Origin of the sequence: Mycobacterium sp. PSTR-4-N (genome assembly GCF_022348085.1) — a bacterium.
In the GTDB taxonomy this organism is placed as follows: domain Bacteria; phylum Actinomycetota; class Actinomycetes; order Mycobacteriales; family Mycobacteriaceae; genus Mycobacterium.
Map to the genome: position 1 here is coordinate 171,331 of NZ_JAKRFN010000001.1, position 16,217 is coordinate 187,547.

At 68.2% G+C, this 16,217-nt stretch carries 15 protein-coding genes; 14 read left to right on the forward strand and 1 reads right to left on the reverse strand.

The window, feature by feature from the left end; genetic code table 11:
* The first annotated feature begins 35 nt into the window (after positions 1 to 35).
* From MHN84_RS01000 to nuoN, 14 genes are all read left to right on the forward strand, one after another.
* Positions 36 to 410, forward strand: coding sequence for an NADH-quinone oxidoreductase subunit A (locus tag MHN84_RS01000; RefSeq protein ID WP_241202773.1), 375 nt, complete (start codon positions 36 to 38; stop codon positions 408 to 410).
* Positions 401 to 955: an NADH-quinone oxidoreductase subunit B family protein gene (locus MHN84_RS01005; RefSeq protein ID WP_241202774.1), complete on the forward strand. Its 555-nt coding sequence runs from the start codon at positions 401 to 403 to the stop codon at positions 953 to 955. Before MHN84_RS01000 ends, MHN84_RS01005 begins: the two co-directional genes overlap by 10 nt.
* Entirely contained in the window at positions 952 to 1,629 is a 678-nt protein-coding gene (locus tag MHN84_RS01010) for an NADH-quinone oxidoreductase subunit C (RefSeq protein ID WP_241202775.1), read from the forward strand. Before MHN84_RS01005 ends, MHN84_RS01010 begins: the two co-directional genes overlap by 4 nt.
* Positions 1,629 to 2,957 carry an NADH dehydrogenase (quinone) subunit D gene (gene nuoD, locus MHN84_RS01015; protein WP_241202776.1) on the forward strand — a complete coding sequence of 443 codons (1,329 nt, stop codon included), beginning with the start codon at positions 1,629 to 1,631 and terminating at the stop codon, positions 2,955 to 2,957. The genes MHN84_RS01010 and nuoD overlap by 1 nt, the downstream gene beginning before the upstream one ends.
* Positions 2,954 to 3,829 carry an NADH-quinone oxidoreductase subunit NuoE gene (gene nuoE / locus MHN84_RS01020; RefSeq protein WP_241202777.1) on the forward strand — a complete coding sequence of 292 codons (876 nt, stop codon included), beginning with the start codon at positions 2,954 to 2,956 and terminating at the stop codon, positions 3,827 to 3,829. Before nuoD ends, nuoE begins: the two co-directional genes overlap by 4 nt.
* On the forward strand, positions 3,826 to 5,145 hold the full coding sequence (gene nuoF / locus MHN84_RS01025; protein ID WP_241202778.1) for an NADH-quinone oxidoreductase subunit NuoF: 1,320 nt from the start codon (positions 3,826 to 3,828) through the stop codon (positions 5,143 to 5,145). The genes nuoE and nuoF overlap by 4 nt, the downstream gene beginning before the upstream one ends.
* Positions 5,146 to 5,241: 96 nt before the next feature.
* On the forward strand, positions 5,242 to 7,629 hold the full coding sequence (locus MHN84_RS01030; protein WP_241202779.1) for an NADH-quinone oxidoreductase subunit G: 2,388 nt from the start codon (positions 5,242 to 5,244) through the stop codon (positions 7,627 to 7,629).
* Positions 7,626 to 8,873 (forward strand): NADH-quinone oxidoreductase subunit NuoH, encoded by a 1,248-nt coding sequence (gene nuoH, locus MHN84_RS01035; RefSeq protein ID WP_241202780.1) that lies wholly within the window; start codon positions 7,626 to 7,628, stop codon positions 8,871 to 8,873. Before MHN84_RS01030 ends, nuoH begins: the two co-directional genes overlap by 4 nt.
* A complete protein-coding gene (gene nuoI / locus MHN84_RS01040) occupies positions 8,866 to 9,384 on the forward strand; it encodes an NADH-quinone oxidoreductase subunit NuoI (protein ID WP_241202781.1) in 519 nt (172 codons plus the stop codon). The genes nuoH and nuoI overlap by 8 nt, the downstream gene beginning before the upstream one ends.
* Before the next feature lie 3 nt (positions 9,385 to 9,387).
* A complete protein-coding gene (locus MHN84_RS01045; protein WP_241202782.1) occupies positions 9,388 to 10,161 on the forward strand; it encodes an NADH-quinone oxidoreductase subunit J in 774 nt (257 codons plus the stop codon).
* Entirely contained in the window at positions 10,158 to 10,457 is a 300-nt protein-coding gene (nuoK, locus tag MHN84_RS01050; RefSeq protein ID WP_241202783.1) for an NADH-quinone oxidoreductase subunit NuoK, read from the forward strand. Before MHN84_RS01045 ends, nuoK begins: the two co-directional genes overlap by 4 nt.
* Before the next feature lie 7 nt (positions 10,458 to 10,464).
* A complete protein-coding gene (nuoL, locus tag MHN84_RS01055; protein WP_241202784.1) occupies positions 10,465 to 12,345 on the forward strand; it encodes an NADH-quinone oxidoreductase subunit L in 1,881 nt (626 codons plus the stop codon).
* On the forward strand, positions 12,339 to 13,925 hold the full coding sequence (locus tag MHN84_RS01060) for an NADH-quinone oxidoreductase subunit M (RefSeq protein ID WP_241202785.1): 1,587 nt from the start codon (positions 12,339 to 12,341) through the stop codon (positions 13,923 to 13,925). The genes nuoL and MHN84_RS01060 overlap by 7 nt, the downstream gene beginning before the upstream one ends.
* Positions 13,922 to 15,496 carry an NADH-quinone oxidoreductase subunit NuoN gene (gene nuoN, locus MHN84_RS01065; protein WP_241202786.1) on the forward strand — a complete coding sequence of 525 codons (1,575 nt, stop codon included), beginning with the start codon at positions 13,922 to 13,924 and terminating at the stop codon, positions 15,494 to 15,496. Before MHN84_RS01060 ends, nuoN begins: the two co-directional genes overlap by 4 nt.
* Before the next feature lie 71 nt (positions 15,497 to 15,567).
* Here the strand turns inward: nuoN and MHN84_RS01070 are convergent, their stop codons facing one another.
* Positions 15,568 to 16,170, reverse strand: a complete 603-nt coding sequence (locus MHN84_RS01070; RefSeq protein WP_241202787.1) for a TetR/AcrR family transcriptional regulator — start codon at positions 16,168 to 16,170, stop codon at positions 15,568 to 15,570.
* Positions 16,171 to 16,217 lie beyond the last annotated feature (47 nt).

A 16,217-nucleotide genomic window follows, 5' to 3' on the forward strand; every position in this document is an offset into this window, starting at 1 on the left:
TCACATCGACAGCCCGCGAGGAGCTCCTACGCAGCATGAGCCTGTACACCCCGATCCTGGTGCTTGGTGCGATAGCTGCCGTGTTCGCGGTCGGTTCGGTGGGCATCGCGGTCCTTATCGGTCCACGTCGCTACAACCGCGCCAAGCTCGAGGCCTACGAGTGCGGCATCGAGCCGATGGACGCCGGCGATCCCGCGGCCGCCGCCACCGGTCAGCGTTTCCCCATTCGCTACTACCTGACCGCGATGCTGTTCATCGTCTTCGACATCGAGATCGTGTTCCTGTACCCGTGGGCCGTCGCGTTCGACAGTCTCGGCGTGTTCGCGCTGGTCGAGATGCTGCTGTTCATGGTGATCGTCTTCGTCGCCTACGCCTACGTGTGGCGCAGAGGAGGCCTGCAATGGGACTAGAGGAACGGTTGCCCGGCGGCATCCTGCTCTCCACGGTCGAGGCGGTCGCCGGCTACGTCCGCAAGGGCTCGCTGTGGCCGGCGACCTTCGGGCTGGCGTGCTGCGCGATCGAGATGATGGCGACGGCGGGACCTCGGTTCGACATCTCCCGCTTCGGCATGGAGCGGTTCTCCGCGACACCGCGGCAGGCCGATCTGATGATCGTCGCGGGCCGGGTCAGCCAGAAGATGGCCCCGGTGCTGCGCCAGATCTACGACCAGATGGCCGAGCCGAAATGGGTGCTGGCCATGGGTGTGTGCGCGTCGTCGGGCGGGATGTTCAACAACTACGCGGTGGTGCAGGGCGTCGACCACGTGGTGCCGGTGGACATCTACCTGCCCGGTTGCCCGCCCCGTCCGGAGATGCTGTTGCACGCGATCCTCAAGCTGCACGACAAGATTCAGCAGATGCCGCTCGGGGTCAACCGCGAGGAGGCCGTCAGGGAGGCCGAGCAGGCGGCGCTCGCGGTGCCGCCGACGATCGAGCTGAAAGGCCTGCTGAGGTGACCGGCACCGAGGGCACCGGCCCCGAGGTGATCGGCGTGCGGCGCGGCATGTTCGGCGCGAAGGGTAGTGGGGACACGTCCGGTTACGGCCGGCTGATCCGGCCGGTCGCGCTACCGGGTAGCAGCCCGCGGCCCTACGGTGGCTACTTCGACGAGGTCGTCGACGCGGTGACCGCCGCCCTCGGTGAGGACGTGACGGCCGAGGCGATCGAGAGGGTCGTCGTGTTCCGGGGAGAGCTCACCCTGGAGGTACACCGCGGACGACTGGTCGACGTCGCGCAGGCCCTGCGCGACGATGCCGCTCTGCGCTTCGAGCTCTGCCTGGGGGTCAGCGGCGTGCACTACCCCGACGACACGGGGCGGGAGCTGCATGCGGTGTATCCGCTGATGTCGATCACCCACAACCGCCGCATCCGGGTGGAAGTGACTGCGCCGGAAGGTGATCCGCACATCCCGTCGCTGTTCTCGGTGTACCCGACCACCGACTGGCATGAGCGGGAGACCTACGACTTCTTCGGCATCGTCTTCGACGGGCATCCGTCGCTGACCAGGATCGAGATGCCCGACGACTGGGTCGGCCACCCGCAACGCAAGGACTACCCGCTGGGCGGCGTGCCGGTCGAGTACCACGGGGCCCAGATCCCGCCGCCCGATCAGCGGAGGTCCTACAACTGATGACCATCTCAGAACACCGCCCGGAGAGGGTGGTCGTCGTCGGCGGCCAGGATTGGGACCAGGTCGTCACCGCCGCGCGCGAGAATGCCGGCGAGCACGCCGGCGAACGGATCGTGGTCAACATGGGTCCGCAACATCCGTCGACCCACGGGGTGCTGCGGCTCATCCTCGAGATCGAGGGTGAGACGATCGTCGAGGCCCGTTGCGGTATCGGTTATCTGCACACCGGTATCGAGAAGAACCTCGAATTCCGGACGTGGACACAGGGTGTCACCTTCGTGACCCGGATGGACTACCTGTCCCCGTTCTTCAACGAGACGGTGTACTGCCTGGGAGTCGAGAAGCTCCTCGACGTCACCGACGAGATCCCCGAACGAGCCTCGGTGATCCGGGTGATGATGATGGAGCTCAACCGCATCTCCAGCCATCTGGTCGCGCTGGCGACCGGCGGCATGGAACTCGGCGCGATGACGGCGATGTTCCTCGGTTTCCGCGAGCGCGAACTCATCCTCTCGGTGTTCGAGACGATCACCGGCCTGCGGATGAACCATGCCTACATCCGGCCGGGTGGTGTCGCTGTCGATCTGCCGGACGAGGCCATGCCGCAGCTGCACGAGCTGTTGACGCTGCTGCCCCAGCGACTGCGCGATCTGGAGAACCTGCTCAACGAGAACTACATCTGGAAAGCACGCACTCTCGGCGTCGGCTACCTGGATCTGACGGGATGCATGGCGCTGGGCATCACCGGGCCGGTGCTGCGCTCGACAGGACTTCCGCACGATCTGCGCAAAGCGCAGCCGTACTGCGGGTACGAGACGTACGACTTCGACGTCATCACTGACGATCGCTGTGATTCGTACGGCCGCTATCTGATTCGGGTCAAAGAGATGCGCGAGTCCCTCAGGATCGTCGAGCAGTGCGTGGAGCGCCTCGAGAGGCTGGCCGGGGCCCCGGTGATGATCGACGACAAGAAGCTCGCGTGGCCTGCGGACCTGAAGGTGGGTCCGGATGGTCTGGGTAACTCCGATGAGCACATCGCGAAGATCATGGGACGGTCGATGGAGGGCCTGATCCATCACTTCAAGATCGTCACCGAGGGTTTCCGGGTGCCGGCCGGGCAGGTGTACGCCGCCGTCGAATCGCCCCGAGGCGAACTCGGGGTGCACATGGTCTCCGACGGCGGGACCCGGCCGTATCGCGTGCACTACCGCGACCCCTCGTTCACGAATCTGCAGGCGGTGGCGGCGATGTGCGAAGGCGGCATGGTGGCCGACGCGATCGCGGCGGTGGCGTCGATCGATCCGGTGATGGGCGGGGTGGACCGGTGAGTGTTTTTCTGGAGCTCGGCCAGCGTCCTGACGAACCGGGTCCGCCGATCCACGGGCCGGCCACGTATCCGGCCGACGTCACGGCGCGGTTGACGCGCGACGCCGAGGAGATCGTCGGCCGCTACCCCGACGCGCGGTCGGCGCTGCTGCCGCTGCTGCACCTGGTGCAGGCCGAGGACGGCTATCTCACTCCGGCCGGAATCGCTTTCTGCGCAGAACGTCTGGGCTTGACACCGGCCGAGGTGACGGCTGTCGCGACGTTCTATTCGATGTACCGCCGTACGCCCACGGGCGACTACCTGGTGGGCGTGTGCACCAACACGCTGTGCGCGGTGATGGGAGGGGACGCGATCCTGGACTCGTTGCAGGAGCACCTCGGAATCCTCGCCGGGCAGAACACCCTGGACGGTCGGATCACCCTCGAGCACGTCGAGTGCAATGCGGCCTGCGACTACGCGCCCGTGGTGATGGTGAACTGGGAGTTCTTCGACAACCAGACCCCGTCGTCGGCGCGTGATCTGGTGGACGCATTGCAGGCGGGTCAGCCGCCGACGCCGTCGCGCAGCGGCTCGCTGTGCACGTTCCGCGAGACGGCGAGAATCCTTGCCGGCGTTGGACATCCCGCCGCCGGTGCTGACGCGGCGGGCCCGGGGGCTGCGACGCTGGCAGGTCTGCGAATCGCCCACGAGCGTGGGATGAGCGCGCCGGAGGCCGACGCGCCCGCCACCGACAGCACCTCCCCGGCCCCGGGCCACGAGCAGGCCGCGGCCACCGAGGCCGTGAAAGACGAGCCTGCACCCGCACCGTCGGCCGAGGTCCCCGCGCGCGGGGACACCGCCGACACCGATCCGACCGCGACGGATGCCTCATGACTGCACTGACTCCGGTACTGAGCAGCTTCTGGGACGAACCCCAGCCGTGGACCATGGACACCTATCGTCGCCACGGCGGCTACGAAGCGCTCGGCAAAGCCCTGGCGATGGGCCCCGACGAGGTCATCACCCTGGTCAAGGACTCGGGACTGCGCGGCCGCGGCGGCGCGGGCTTCCCGACGGGAACCAAGTGGTCGTTCATTCCCCAGGGCGACGAGGGCGCGGCTGCCAAACCGCACTACCTGGTGATCAACGCCGACGAATCGGAACCCGGCACCTGCAAAGACATGCCGCTGATGCTGACCACGCCGCACTTCCTGGTCGAGGGTGCCATCATCGCCGCGTATGCGATCCGCGCCCACCATGCGTTCATCTATCTGCGCGGTGAGGTGCTTCCGGTGTTGCGCCGGCTGCAGGCCGCCGTCGCGGAGGCATATGCGGCCGGTTACCTGGGCACCGACATCGGCGGATCGGGATTCGATCTCGAGCTCGTGGTGCACGCCGGCGCAGGCGCCTACATCTGCGGCGAGGAGACCGCACTGCTGGACTCGCTGGAGGGGCGGCGGGGTCAGCCGCGACTGCGGCCGCCGTTCCCGGCCGTCGCCGGTCTATACGCCTGCCCGACGGTGGTCAACAACGTCGAGTCGATCGCGAGCGTGCCGCCGATCCTGCGCAACGGCGTGGACTGGTTCCGGTCGATGGGCTCGGAGAAGTCGCCGGGGTTCACGCTGTACTCGCTGTCCGGTCATGTCACGACGCCCGGCCAGTACGAGGCACCCCTGGGCATCACGCTGCGGGAGTTGCTCGACTATGCCGGCGGGGTAAGGGCCGGCCACGAGCTGAAATTCTGGACGCCGGGCGGCTCGTCGACGCCACTGTTGACGGCCGAGCATCTCGACGTGCCCCTGGATTACGAAGGGATGGCCGGCGTCGGATCGATGCTCGGCACGAAGGCACTGCAGATCTTCGACGACACCACGTGCGTGGTGCGCGCGGTCCGGCGCTGGACGCAGTTCTACGCCCACGAGTCGTGCGGCAAATGCACGCCGTGCCGGGAGGGCACCTACTGGCTGGCGCAGATCTACGAGCGCCTGGAGACGGGCCGGGGCACCGAGGAGGATCTCGACAAGCTGCTCGACATCTCCGACAACATCTTCGGCAAGTCGTTCTGTGCGTTGGGTGACGGCGCGGCGAGCCCGATTCTGTCGTCGCTGGAGTACTTCCGCGACGAGTACGAGGCCCATCTGGGCGGGGCGGGGTGCCCCTTCGACCCGTACGCGTCGATGCTGGCCGCACCGGAGGGAGTGGGCGCATGACGCACCTTCTTTCGCGCGAGCAGACGCGAACTCGAGTGGACACGCCGCGAGATTGCTCGAGTTCGCGTCTGCTCGCCGGAACAAAGGGGGGTACGTATGACGCTGGCTGAGCACAGTCACGACGCCCCGGCGGTCGAGATGGTCACCCTGACCATCGACGGCACCGAGGTGAGCGTGCCCAAGGGCACGTTGGTGATCCGCGCTGCCGAACTGATGGGCGTGCAGATCCCCCGCTTCTGCGACCACCCCCTGCTCGACCCCGTCGGCGCCTGCCGGCAGTGCCTGGTGGAGGTCGAAGGACAGCGGAAGCCGTTGGCGTCGTGCACCACCACGGTCTCCCCCGACATGGTGGTGCGCACCCAGCACACCTCCGAAGCGGCCGACAAGGCGCAGCACGGTGTGATGGAACTGCTGCTGATCAACCATCCGCTGGACTGCCCGATCTGCGACAAGGGCGGTGAATGCCCGCTGCAGAACCAGGCGATGTCGCACGGCCGCACCGAAACCCGCTTCGACGACGTCAAGCGGACCTTCCCCAAGCCGATCGCGATCTCGTCGCAGGTGCTGCTCGACCGCGAACGCTGCGTGCTGTGCGCGCGGTGCACCCGGTTCTCCGATCAGATCGCCGGCGACCGGTTCATCGACCTGCTCGAGCGCGGCGCGAGCCAGCAGGTCGGGATCGCGACCGGTGAACCGTTCCAGTCGTACTTCTCCGGCAACACCGTGCAGATCTGCCCGGTCGGCGCGCTGACGGGCACCGCCTACCGGTTCCGCGCGCGGCCCTTCGATCTCGTGTCCAGCCCGAGCGTGTGTGAACACTGCGCGTCGGGCTGCGCGCAGCGCACCGACCATCGTCGGGGAAAGGTGTTGCGCCGCCTCGCCGGTGACGATCCCGAGGTCAACGAGGAGTGGAACTGCGACAAGGGTCGCTGGGCATTCACCTACGCGACGGTCGGCGACCGCATCACCACACCGCTGATGCGCGAGGACGGCGCTCTACGTCCCGCGTCGTGGTCCGAGGCGCTCAGTGTCACGGCCCGGCGGCTCGCCGCGGCGGAGGGTCGCGCCGGCGTGCTCGTCGGTGGGCGCTGCACGGCCGAGGACGCCTACATCTACTCGAAGTTCGCCCGAATCGTGTTGAACAGCAACGACATCGACTTCCGTAGTCGTCCGCACAGCGATGAGGAGACGGCTTTCCTCGGTACGCACGTCGCCGGGCTGCCGATGGATGTCACGTATGCGGATCTGGAGAACGCACCGGCAGTGCTGCTCGCCGGTTTCGAGCCCGAAGACGAATCGCCGATCGTGTTCCTGCGGCTGCGCAAGGCGGTCCGGAAGCGAGGTCTACAGGTGCTGTCGGTGGCGCCGTTCGCCTCGCGCGGTCTGCGCAAACTGTCCGGCGAGCTGGTCTGCGCCGCACCCGGCGCGGAGGCCGCCGCAATCGACGGGCTCGCCGGCAACGTTCTGATGGCGATGCCCGGAGCGGTGATCCTGGTCGGTGAACGGCTCGCGAGCGCACCCGGCGCGCTGTCCGCGGCGGCGCGGCTCGCGGCCGGCACCGGAGCGCGGCTGGCATGGGTACCGCGCCGGGCCGGCGACCGCGGCGCCGTGGACGCCGGTGCGCTGCCCACCCTGCTGCCCGGCGGCCACCCCGTGCACGACGACGCCGCCCGGACGCTGATGGCGAAGAAATGGAACGTCGACGCGCTACCTGCGGGGCGCGGACGCGACACCACCGGAATCCTGGCGGCCGCTGCCTCCGGTGACCTCGATGCGCTGGTGATCGGCGGTGTGGAGCTCGATGACCTGCCCGACCCGGCGGCCGCACGCGCAGCCCTGGACACGGCACCGTTCGTCGTCAGCCTCGAGATGCGCCGCAGCGCTGTCACCGACCGCGCTGACGTGGTGTTCCCCGTCGCGCCTGTCGTGGAGAAGGCCGGCTCCTTTGTCAACTGGGAGGGCCGCATCCGTCCCTTCGAGCCGTCGCTGCAGACCAACGCGCTACCCGATTTCCGGGTGCTCGGATTCCTCGCCGACGAGCTCGGCATCGACCTGGGCACCCCCTCGGCGGCGGTCGTCGCCGACGAGCGGGCCCGCATCGGGTTGTGGTCGGGCGACCGGACCGGCAACGACGGCCCGATCTCGACGCCGCAGCCGGAACCGGCCGCGGGCGAGGCGATCCTGGCGACCTGGCGGCTCCTGCTCGACCACGGTCGGTTGCAGGACGGCGAACCGCACCTCGCCGGCACCGCACACGCTCCGGTGGCACGGATGTCAGCGACCACGGCCGCCGAGATCGCCGTCCAGCCGGGCGATCCGGTGACCGTGTCCACCGAGCGGGGCTCGATCACGCTGCCACTGGTGGTGACCGAGATGGCCGACCGGGTGGTCTGGCTCCCGACCAATTCCCCGGGCTGCACGGTGCACGCGACGCTGGGTGTGTCATCGGGTGCCGTGGTGTCGATCGGGCGGGAGCAGCCGTGACGCCGACGACCTACCCCGATCCCACGTTGTTCGGCCATGACCCGTGGTGGCTGATCCTCGCCAAAGCCCTCGGGATCTTCGTGTTCCTGGTGCTGACCGTGCTCGTCGCAATCCTGCTGGAGCGAAAGATCTTGGGCCGCATGCAGATGCGGCTGGGCCCCAATCGGGTGGGTCCGCACGGGCTGCTGCAGTCGCTAGCCGACGGGGTGAAACTCGCACTCAAGGAAGGGCTCATCCCGGCGGGGGTCGACAAGTGGATCTACCTGGCCGCGCCGGTCATCTCGGTGATCCCCGCGTTCATGGCGTTCGCCGTGATCCCTCTGGGCGGGGAGATCTCGGTGTTCGGGCACCGCACCGCGTTGCAGCTGACGGATCTGCCGGTGGCGGTGCTCTACATCCTCGCGGTCACCTCGATCGGGGTGTACGGCATCGTGCTCGCGGGCTGGGCATCGGGGTCGGTGTACCCGCTGCTCGGTGGGCTGCGGTCGTCGGCGCAGGTGGTCTCGTACGAGATCGCGATGGCACTGTCGTTCGCGGCGGTGTTCATCTACTCCGGCACCATGTCGACCTCGGGCATCGTCGCCGCGCAGGAGAACACCTGGTTCGTGTTCCTGCTGCTGCCGTCGTTCCTGGTGTATCTGACCTCGATGGTGGGCGAAACCAACCGGGCGCCCTTCGATCTGCCCGAAGCCGAAGGCGAGCTCGTCGGCGGCTTCCACACCGAGTACTCGTCGCTCAAGTTCGCGATGTTCATGCTCGCCGAATACGTCAACATGACCACCGTGTCGGCGTTGGCCACCACCCTGTTCCTCGGCGGGTGGCACGCGCCGCTACCGCTGAGCCTGTGGGACGGCGCGAACCACGGGTGGTGGCCGCTGCTGTGGTTCACCGCCAAGGTCTGGATGTTCCTGTTCGTGTTCATGTGGCTGCGCGCGACCCTGCCCCGGTTGCGCTACGACCAGTTCATGGCGCTGGGCTGGAAGATCCTGATCCCCGTGTCGCTGGCGTGGATCATGGTCGTCGCCGTCACCCGCTCGCTCGGCGAGGAGGGCCTGCCGACCTGGGTGACCGCGCTGATCGGTCTCGCCGCGGTCGCCCTTGCGGCACTGGTGATGTTCTCGTGGCGATCCCGGCGGGCGCGCCGGGAGGCGTCCTCCCCCGCCCCCGTCCCCCCGGCAGTGTCCGGTGCCTTCCCGGTGCCCCCGATGCCTCAGACGTCCCGGAAGGAGCGTGCCGATGCCTAGGTTCCTCGACGCGATCGCAGGATTCGCCGTCACCTTCGGGGCGATGTTCAAAAAGCCTGTCACCGAGGAGTATCCGGAGAAGCCAGGCCCGGTCGCGAAGCGCTACCACGGCCGGCACCAACTGAACCGCTACCCCGACGGCCTCGAGAAGTGCATCGGGTGCGAGTTGTGCGCCTGGGCCTGCCCGGCCGACGCGATCTTCGTCGAGGGCGCCGACAACACCGAGGAGGAGCGATTCTCCCCCGGTGAGCGTTACGGCAGGGTCTATCAGATCAACTATCTGCGATGCATCGGCTGCGGGCTGTGCATCGAGGCGTGCCCGACCCGCGCGCTGACCATGACCAACGACTACGAGCTGGCCGACGACAACCGGTCGGATCTGATCTACGGCAAGGACAAACTGCTCGCCCCGTTGAGTCCCGGCATGGAAGCACCCCCGCACGCCATGGCCCCGGGCAGCACCGACGACGACTACTACCTGGGCCACATCAAGCCCTTGGAAGCACGGTGACCCATGGGTGAGGCGGTTCTGTTCTGGGTGCTCGCCGTGGTCGCGGTGATCGGCGCACTCGGCGTCGTGTCAGCGCCCAAGGCGGTGTATTCGGCGATCTCGCTCGCGGTCACGATGATCGCGCTCGCGGTGCTCTACATCGCCGCCGACGCCCCGTTCCTCGGCGTCGTACAGGTGGTGGTGTACACGGGCGCGGTGATGATGCTGTTCCTGTTCGTGCTGATGCTGATCGGGGTGGATTCCTCGGAGTCGTTGGTGGAGACGCTGCGGGGGCAACGCATCGCGGCGATCGTGGTCGGCGTCGGCTTCGGCGTGCTGCTGATCGCGGGGATCGGCACGGTGTCGACGACCGGGTTCACCGGTCCTGCGCAGGCGAATGCTCCATCCCCGGGTCGCTCGGCGAGCCTCGCTTCCGAAGGCAACGTCGAAGGTCTGGCTGCACTGCTGTTCACGAAATATCTGTGGGCGTTCGAGCTGACCGGCGCACTGCTCATCACGGCCGCGCTGGGAGCCATGGTGCTCGCACACCGAGAGCGGTTCGAACGCCGGAAAACCCAGCGGGAGTTGGCGATCGAGCGGTTCGCGCCCGGCGGTCACCCCACCACGCTGCCCAACCCCGGCGTCTACGCCAGGCACAACGCGGTCGACATCCCCGCGCGGCTGCCCGACGGGCGCGGGTCGGAGCTGTCGGTCAGCGCGATCCTGCAGCTACGTCCCGTCCCCAGCGACACAGGACCGGCCGAGACCGGCCGGGACGGGAATCGGGAACTGCGGTGAGCCCGGACAACTACCTCTATCTGTCGGCGCTGCTCTTCACCATCGGCGCCGCCGGAGTCCTGCTGCGCCGCAACGCGATCGTGATGTTCATGTGCGTCGAGCTGATGCTCAACGCCTGCAACCTCGCGTTCGTCACGTTCTCCCGCGTCCACGGCACCCTCGACGGTCAGGTGGTGGCCTTCTTCACGATGGTGGTCGCCGCCTGTGAGGTCGTGATCGGGTTGGCGATCATCATGACGATCTTCCGGACACGACGCTCCGCCAATGTCGACGACGCCAGCCTGCTGAGGCACTAGGGCACCGATGACACTTCCCGTGTGGCTCCTGATCGCCCTGCCGCTGGGCGGCGCGGCTGTGCTGTTGCTGGGCGGACGCCGGACCGACCGATGGGGTCACCTCCTGGGCACGGCCGCGGCGCTGGCCTCATTCGCCTGCGCCGCAACGCTCTTCGTCGCGATGCTGGGCCGCGCCACCGAGCAGCGCGCCGTGCACGAGACGCTGTTCCGCTGGGTTCCGGTCGGCGGCCTGCAGGTGGACTTCGGCCTGCAACTGGATCAGTTGTCGATGTGCTTCGCGCTGCTGATCACCGGTGTGGGTTCGCTGATCCACATCTACTCGATCGGCTACATGGCCGACGACCCGGACCGCCGGCGGTTCTTCGGCTATCTCAACCTGTTCCTGTCGGCGATGCTGCTGCTGGTGCTGGCCGACAACTACCTCGGGCTTTACATGGGCTGGGAGGGCGTGGGTCTGGCGTCCTACCTCCTGATCGGCTTCTGGTCGCACAAGCCGTCGGCCGCCACGGCCGCCAAGAAGGCGTTCGTCGTCAACCGGGTCGGTGACATCGGTCTCGCGGTGGCGCTGATGGTGATGTTCTCGGCGCTGGGGGCCGTGTCGTTCGAGGCGGTGTTCAGCGCGGCACCGCAACTGGGCGAGGGGACGCTGACGGCGATCGGCTTCATGCTGCTGCTCGCCGCATGCGGCAAGTCCGCGCAGGTGCCGCTGCAGTCGTGGCTCGGTGACGCGATGGAGGGCCCCACCCCGGTGTCGGCGCTCATCCACGCCGCCACGATGGTCACCGCCGGGGTGTACCTGATCGTGCGCTCGGCGCCGGTCTACGACCTCGCGCCGCACGCGCAGACCGCCGTGGTGGTCGTCGGTGCGGTCACGCTGTTGTTCGGGGCTGTCATCGGCTGCGCCAAGGACGACATCAAGAAGGCGCTCGCCGCGTCGACGATGAGCCAGATCGGTTACATGGTGCTGGCCGCCGGTCTCGGCCCGGCCGGCTACGCGTTCGCGATCATGCACCTGCTGACCCACGGCTTCTTCAAGGCCGGGCTGTTCCTCGGCGCCGGCTCGGTGATGCACGCCATGGACGACGAGGTGAACATGCGCCGGTACGGCGGTCTGCGCACGGCGCTGCCGATCACGTTCGCGACGTTCGGCCTCGGCTATCTCGCGATCATCGGCATCCCGCCGCTGGCCGGGTTCTTCTCCAAGGACGGCATCATCGAGGCGGCCCTCGGCGCCGGCGGCGCGAAGGGCGTGATCCTCGGCTCGGCAACGATTCTCGGCGCCGGTATCACCGCGTTCTACATGACACGGGTGATGTTGATGACGTTCTTCGGGGAGAAGCGCTGGGCGTCAACGGCGCATCCGCATGAGGCGCCCGCGGTGATGACGTGGCCGATGATCCTGCTGGCGATCGGCTCGGTGGGCGCGGGGGCCGCGCTGGCGATCGGGGGCACGTTGGAGCACTGGCTGGAACCGGTGGTCGGCGCGCACGAGGTGCATCATGTGCTGCCCGTGTGGGTGGTCACCGTGATCGTGCTGGCTGTCGTCGCGGTCGGCATCGCGGTCGCCTACCGGATGTACGGCGCCCGCTCGGTACCTGACGAGGCGCCGCAGGGCTCGGCGCTCACGGTCGCGGCGCGGCGCGACCTGTACGGCGACGCGTTCAACGAACGCGTGCTGATGGCGCCGGGCGCCCAACTGACCAGGGGGCTCACCGAACTGGACGACGAGGTGGTCGACGGCGCCGCCGGCGGGCTCGCCGCGGCGATCGGCCGGGTGTCCGACGGTCTGCGCGGCGTGCAGACGGGATTCGCCCGCTCGTACGCGTTGTCCATGCTCGCCGGCGCGACGTTCGTGGTCGCCCTGATCTTGGCGGTGAACCTGTGGTGACGACCGTGCCGTGGTTGACGGTCCTGTGGGCGGTTCCGATGGTGGGTGCGGTGGCGGTCATGCTGCTGCCCGCGACGGCGCGGTCGCTGGCGAAGTGGGTCGCGCTCGCGGTGTCACTGGTGGTCCTCGCGGTCACCGTTGTCGTCGCGGTCGGCTTCGACCCCGGCGGGGAGCAGTACCAGTTCGTCGAGAACTACCGCTGGATACCGTCTTTCGGCACCGGTTACATCCTCGGCGTCGACGGCATCGCGCTCGCCCTGGTGGTGCTCACCGCGGTGCTGGTTCCTTTGTTGATGGTCGCCGGCTGGAACGACGCGGGTGACCGGATCAGCTGGGACGGCCGTTCGGTGCACGTCTACGTCGCGCTGACGCTGGCCGTCGAGGGCATGGTCCTGATCTCGCTGGTGTCACTGGACATCCTGCTGTTCTATGTGTTCTTCGAGGCCATGCTCATCCCGATGTACTTCCTCATCGGCGGGTTCGGTGGCCGCGAGCGCGGCCGGGCCGCGGTGAAGTTCCTGCTGTACAACCTCTTCGGCGGCCTCATCATGCTCGCCGCCGTGGTCGGCCTCTACGTCGCGACCGCGTCGAGCGACGCGTTCGATGCCGGCACCTTCGACCTGCGGGCGATCGTCGCCGCGGTCGCGGCCGGCGACTTCGTGATGAACCCGATCGTCATGCACCTGCTGTTCGGTGGGTTCATGTTCGCATTCGCGATCAAGGCGCCGCTGTGGCCGCTGCACCGTTGGCTGCCCGACGCCGCGGTCGAGGCGACCCCGGCGAGCGCGGTCCTGATGATGGCGATCATGGACAAGGTCGGCACGTTCGGCATGATCCGGTACTGCCTGCCCCTGTTCCCCGACTCCGCAACCTATTTCAGTCCGCTGATCATCACGCTGGCAGTGATCGGGATCATCTACGGCGCGGTCGTCGCGATCGGTCAGACCGATGTGATGAGGCTGATCGCCTACACGTCGATCTCGCATTTCGGTTTCATCATCCTGGGCATCTTCGTGATGACCAGCCAGGGTCAGGCGGGGTCGACGCTGTACATGGTCAACCACGGCATCTCGACGGCTGCACTGTTCCTGATCGCCGGATTCCTGGTGTCGCGGCGGGGGTCTCGCCTCATCAGCGCCTACGGCGGGGTGCAGAAGGTCGCACCGGTGCTGGCCGGCACCTTCCTGGTCGCCGGCCTGGCGACGCTGTCGCTGCCGGGTCTGGCTCCGTTCATCAGTGAGTTCCTGGTCCTGATCGGCACGTTCACCCGCTATCCGGTGTTCGGCGTGCTGGCCGCGAGCGCGCTCGTGCTGTCGGCGATCTACATCCTGTGGACGTATCAGCGGATGATGACCGGCCCCACCCCGGAGGCGCTGACCGACGGCGAGTCGCGCCTGCCCGACCTGCGGCCCCGCGAACTCGCCGTCGTCGCACCGCTGCTCGCGCTGCTGCTGGTCCTCGGCGTGTATCCCAAACCGGCGCTCGACGTCATCGATCCGGCGGTCACGCACACGCTCACCACGATCGACCGGCCCGACCCGACACCGGCCACGGGGACGGCGGAAGGACCGGTGCGATGACCATTCCAACGCCGTCGGTCGAGTACAGCTTGATCGCCCCGATGTTGATCGTGTTCGGCGCGGCGGTGCTCGGCGTCCTGCTGGAAGCTCTTCTGCCGCGCGAGCATCGGTATCGCGCGCAGATCGCGCTCAGCCTGGTGGCGCTGGTCGGCGCGTTCGTCGCGGTCCTGCTGGTGGCGCGAGAGATCGCGGGCGGCGACGGGGTGGCCGCGGTGATGGGCGCGGTCGCGGTCGACAAGCCCGCGGTGTTCCTCCAGGGCACGATCCTGCTGGTGGCCGTCCTCGGCGTGCTGCTCATCGGCGAGCGGCGCATCGCGATGCCGGACCGGGCCGACCAGGGCGGAGGGCTGGACGCGTTCACCCCGCAGGCCTCGGCGGTGGCCGGCAGCGTCGCCGAGAAACAAGCCACCACAGCGGGTGTCGTCCAGACCGAGGTTTTTCCGCTGACCATGTTCGCCGTCGGCGGCATGCTGCTGTTCCCCGCGGCCAACGACCTGCTGACGATGTTCATCGCGCTGGAGGTGCTGTCGCTGCCGCTGTATCTGCTGTGCGGGTTGGCCCGCCGGCGGCGGTTGCTGTCGCAGGAGTCGTCGCTGAAGTACTTTCTGCTGGGCGCCTTCTCGTCGGCGTTCTTTCTCTACGGCGCAGCGATGCTGTACGGCTACGCGGGAACGCTGTCTCTGCCGGGCATCGCGGCAGCGGTGTCCGACGATTCGGACACTCCGTCGCTCGCACTGGTGGGCATCGCCCTGCTGCTGGTCGGGGTGCTGTTCAAAGTGGGCGCGGTGCCGTTCCATTCCTGGATTCCCGACGTCTATCAAGGAGCGCCGACGCCCATCACGGCGTTCATGGCCGCCGCCACCAAGATCGCCGCGTTCGGCGCGATGCTGCGGGTGTTCTCGGTGGCTGTGCCAGGGCTGCACGACGACTGGCGCCCGGTGCTGTGGGCGGTCGCGATCGCCACGATGGCGGTGGGCACGATCACCGCCGTCACGCAGAACGACGTGAAGCGCATCCTGGCCTACTCCGCGGTCGCGCACAGCGGATTCATCCTGACCGGCGTGGTCGCCGGTACCGAATCGGGCCTCTCCGCAACGCTGTTCTATCTGTTCGCCTACGGGTTCTCCACGGTGGGCGCGTTCGCGGTGGTCAGTCTGGTGCGTGACGCCGACGGCGAGGAGGACACCGCGCTGGCGCGGTGGGCCGGGCTGGGTAAGCGTTACCCTGTGGTGGGCATCGTGTTCTCGCTGTTCCTGTTGGCGTTCGCGGGAATTCCGCTGACGAGTGGGTTCGTCAGCAAGTTCGCGGTGTTCAAGGCGGCCGGCGAGGGCGGGGCGATTCCGCTGGTGGTGGTCGGTGTGATCGCCAGTGCGATCGCGGCGTACTTCTACGTGCGGGTGATCGTGCTGATGTTCTTCACCGACCGGCCCGACGACGCCCCCACCGTGGTGGTGCCGAGCGTCCTGACGACGGGCGTCGTCGCGGTGACCGCGATCGTGACGTTCCTGCTCGGCGCGCTGCCGCAACCGCTGCTCGACGTCGTCGACGCGGCGGGGCGATTCCTGCCCTGACGGGCCGCGAGCGCGCGCGAAATGCCAGCTGTGGCGGCGCGTCGGCGTGCAGACGCGCGCTTTCGCCGAAACTAGGTGACCACCCCGTGCAGCAGGATCGAGGTGGTGCTGTCCACCCACGCCGGGCTCGCCAGGTGGTCGGGAGCCTGCAGCATCGCCAACATCGTTGCCCCGCCGATCAAATGGACGAGGCCGTCGGGGTCGACGTCCGCGCGGACCTCGCCGCGATCCACGGCGTCGCGCAACCGTGTCCGCACCGCGTCGAATAGACCCGTGAAGCGGGCGCTGACGCGGCCCAGCAGCGCAGGGTCCGCCGACACGTCGGAGATCAACCCCGGGAGCGCGGCCGCGACGACCGGGCTGGTGAACACGTCTCGCGCGGCCGCCACCATCGCTCGTAGATCGGCGGCGATGTCGCCCGGCGGCGCGTCGATCGCCGTCGGCGTCACCGGGAACACCGCCTCGTGGATGAGTTCCGCCTTGCTCGACCACCGGCGGTAGAGCGCGGTTTTGGTCGTTCCCGCCCGCTCGGCGACAGCGGCCATCGTCACGTTGGGATAACCGATCTCGACCAGCAGGTCGGCGGTGGCACGCAGAATGGCGGCGTCGATGCGGGGATCGCGTGGACGTCCGGCGCTCGGGGGCTTGTCAGCCGACGGCGGGTCTGCTTTCATAACGCTACCCACCGTAACGTATTCGCGGTGCCGCGGCGTCGAATCCG

Bases quoted from the DNA above. Each gene is read 5' to 3' on its own strand.
- nuoN (WP_241202786.1), top strand. From the start codon at position 13,922: ATGACCATTCCAACGCCGTCGGTCGAGTACAGCTTGATCGCCCCGATG.
- nuoD (WP_241202776.1), top strand. From the start codon at position 1,629: ATGACCATCTCAGAACACCGCCCGGAGAGGGTGGTCGTCGTCGGCGGC.
- MHN84_RS01000 (WP_241202773.1), top strand. From the start codon at position 36: ATGAGCCTGTACACCCCGATCCTGGTGCTTGGTGCGATAGCTGCCGTG.
- MHN84_RS01030 (WP_241202779.1), top strand. From the start codon at position 5,242: ATGACGCTGGCTGAGCACAGTCACGACGCCCCGGCGGTCGAGATGGTC.
- nuoI (WP_241202781.1), top strand. From the start codon at position 8,866: ATGCCTAGGTTCCTCGACGCGATCGCAGGATTCGCCGTCACCTTCGGG.
- MHN84_RS01005 (WP_241202774.1), top strand. From the start codon at position 401: ATGGGACTAGAGGAACGGTTGCCCGGCGGCATCCTGCTCTCCACGGTC.
- MHN84_RS01070 (WP_241202787.1), bottom strand. From the start codon at position 16,170: ATGAAAGCAGACCCGCCGTCGGCTGACAAGCCCCCGAGCGCCGGACGT.
- nuoF (WP_241202778.1), top strand. From the start codon at position 3,826: ATGACTGCACTGACTCCGGTACTGAGCAGCTTCTGGGACGAACCCCAG.
- MHN84_RS01045 (WP_241202782.1), top strand. From the start codon at position 9,388: ATGGGTGAGGCGGTTCTGTTCTGGGTGCTCGCCGTGGTCGCGGTGATC.
- nuoL (WP_241202784.1), top strand. From the start codon at position 10,465: ATGACACTTCCCGTGTGGCTCCTGATCGCCCTGCCGCTGGGCGGCGCG.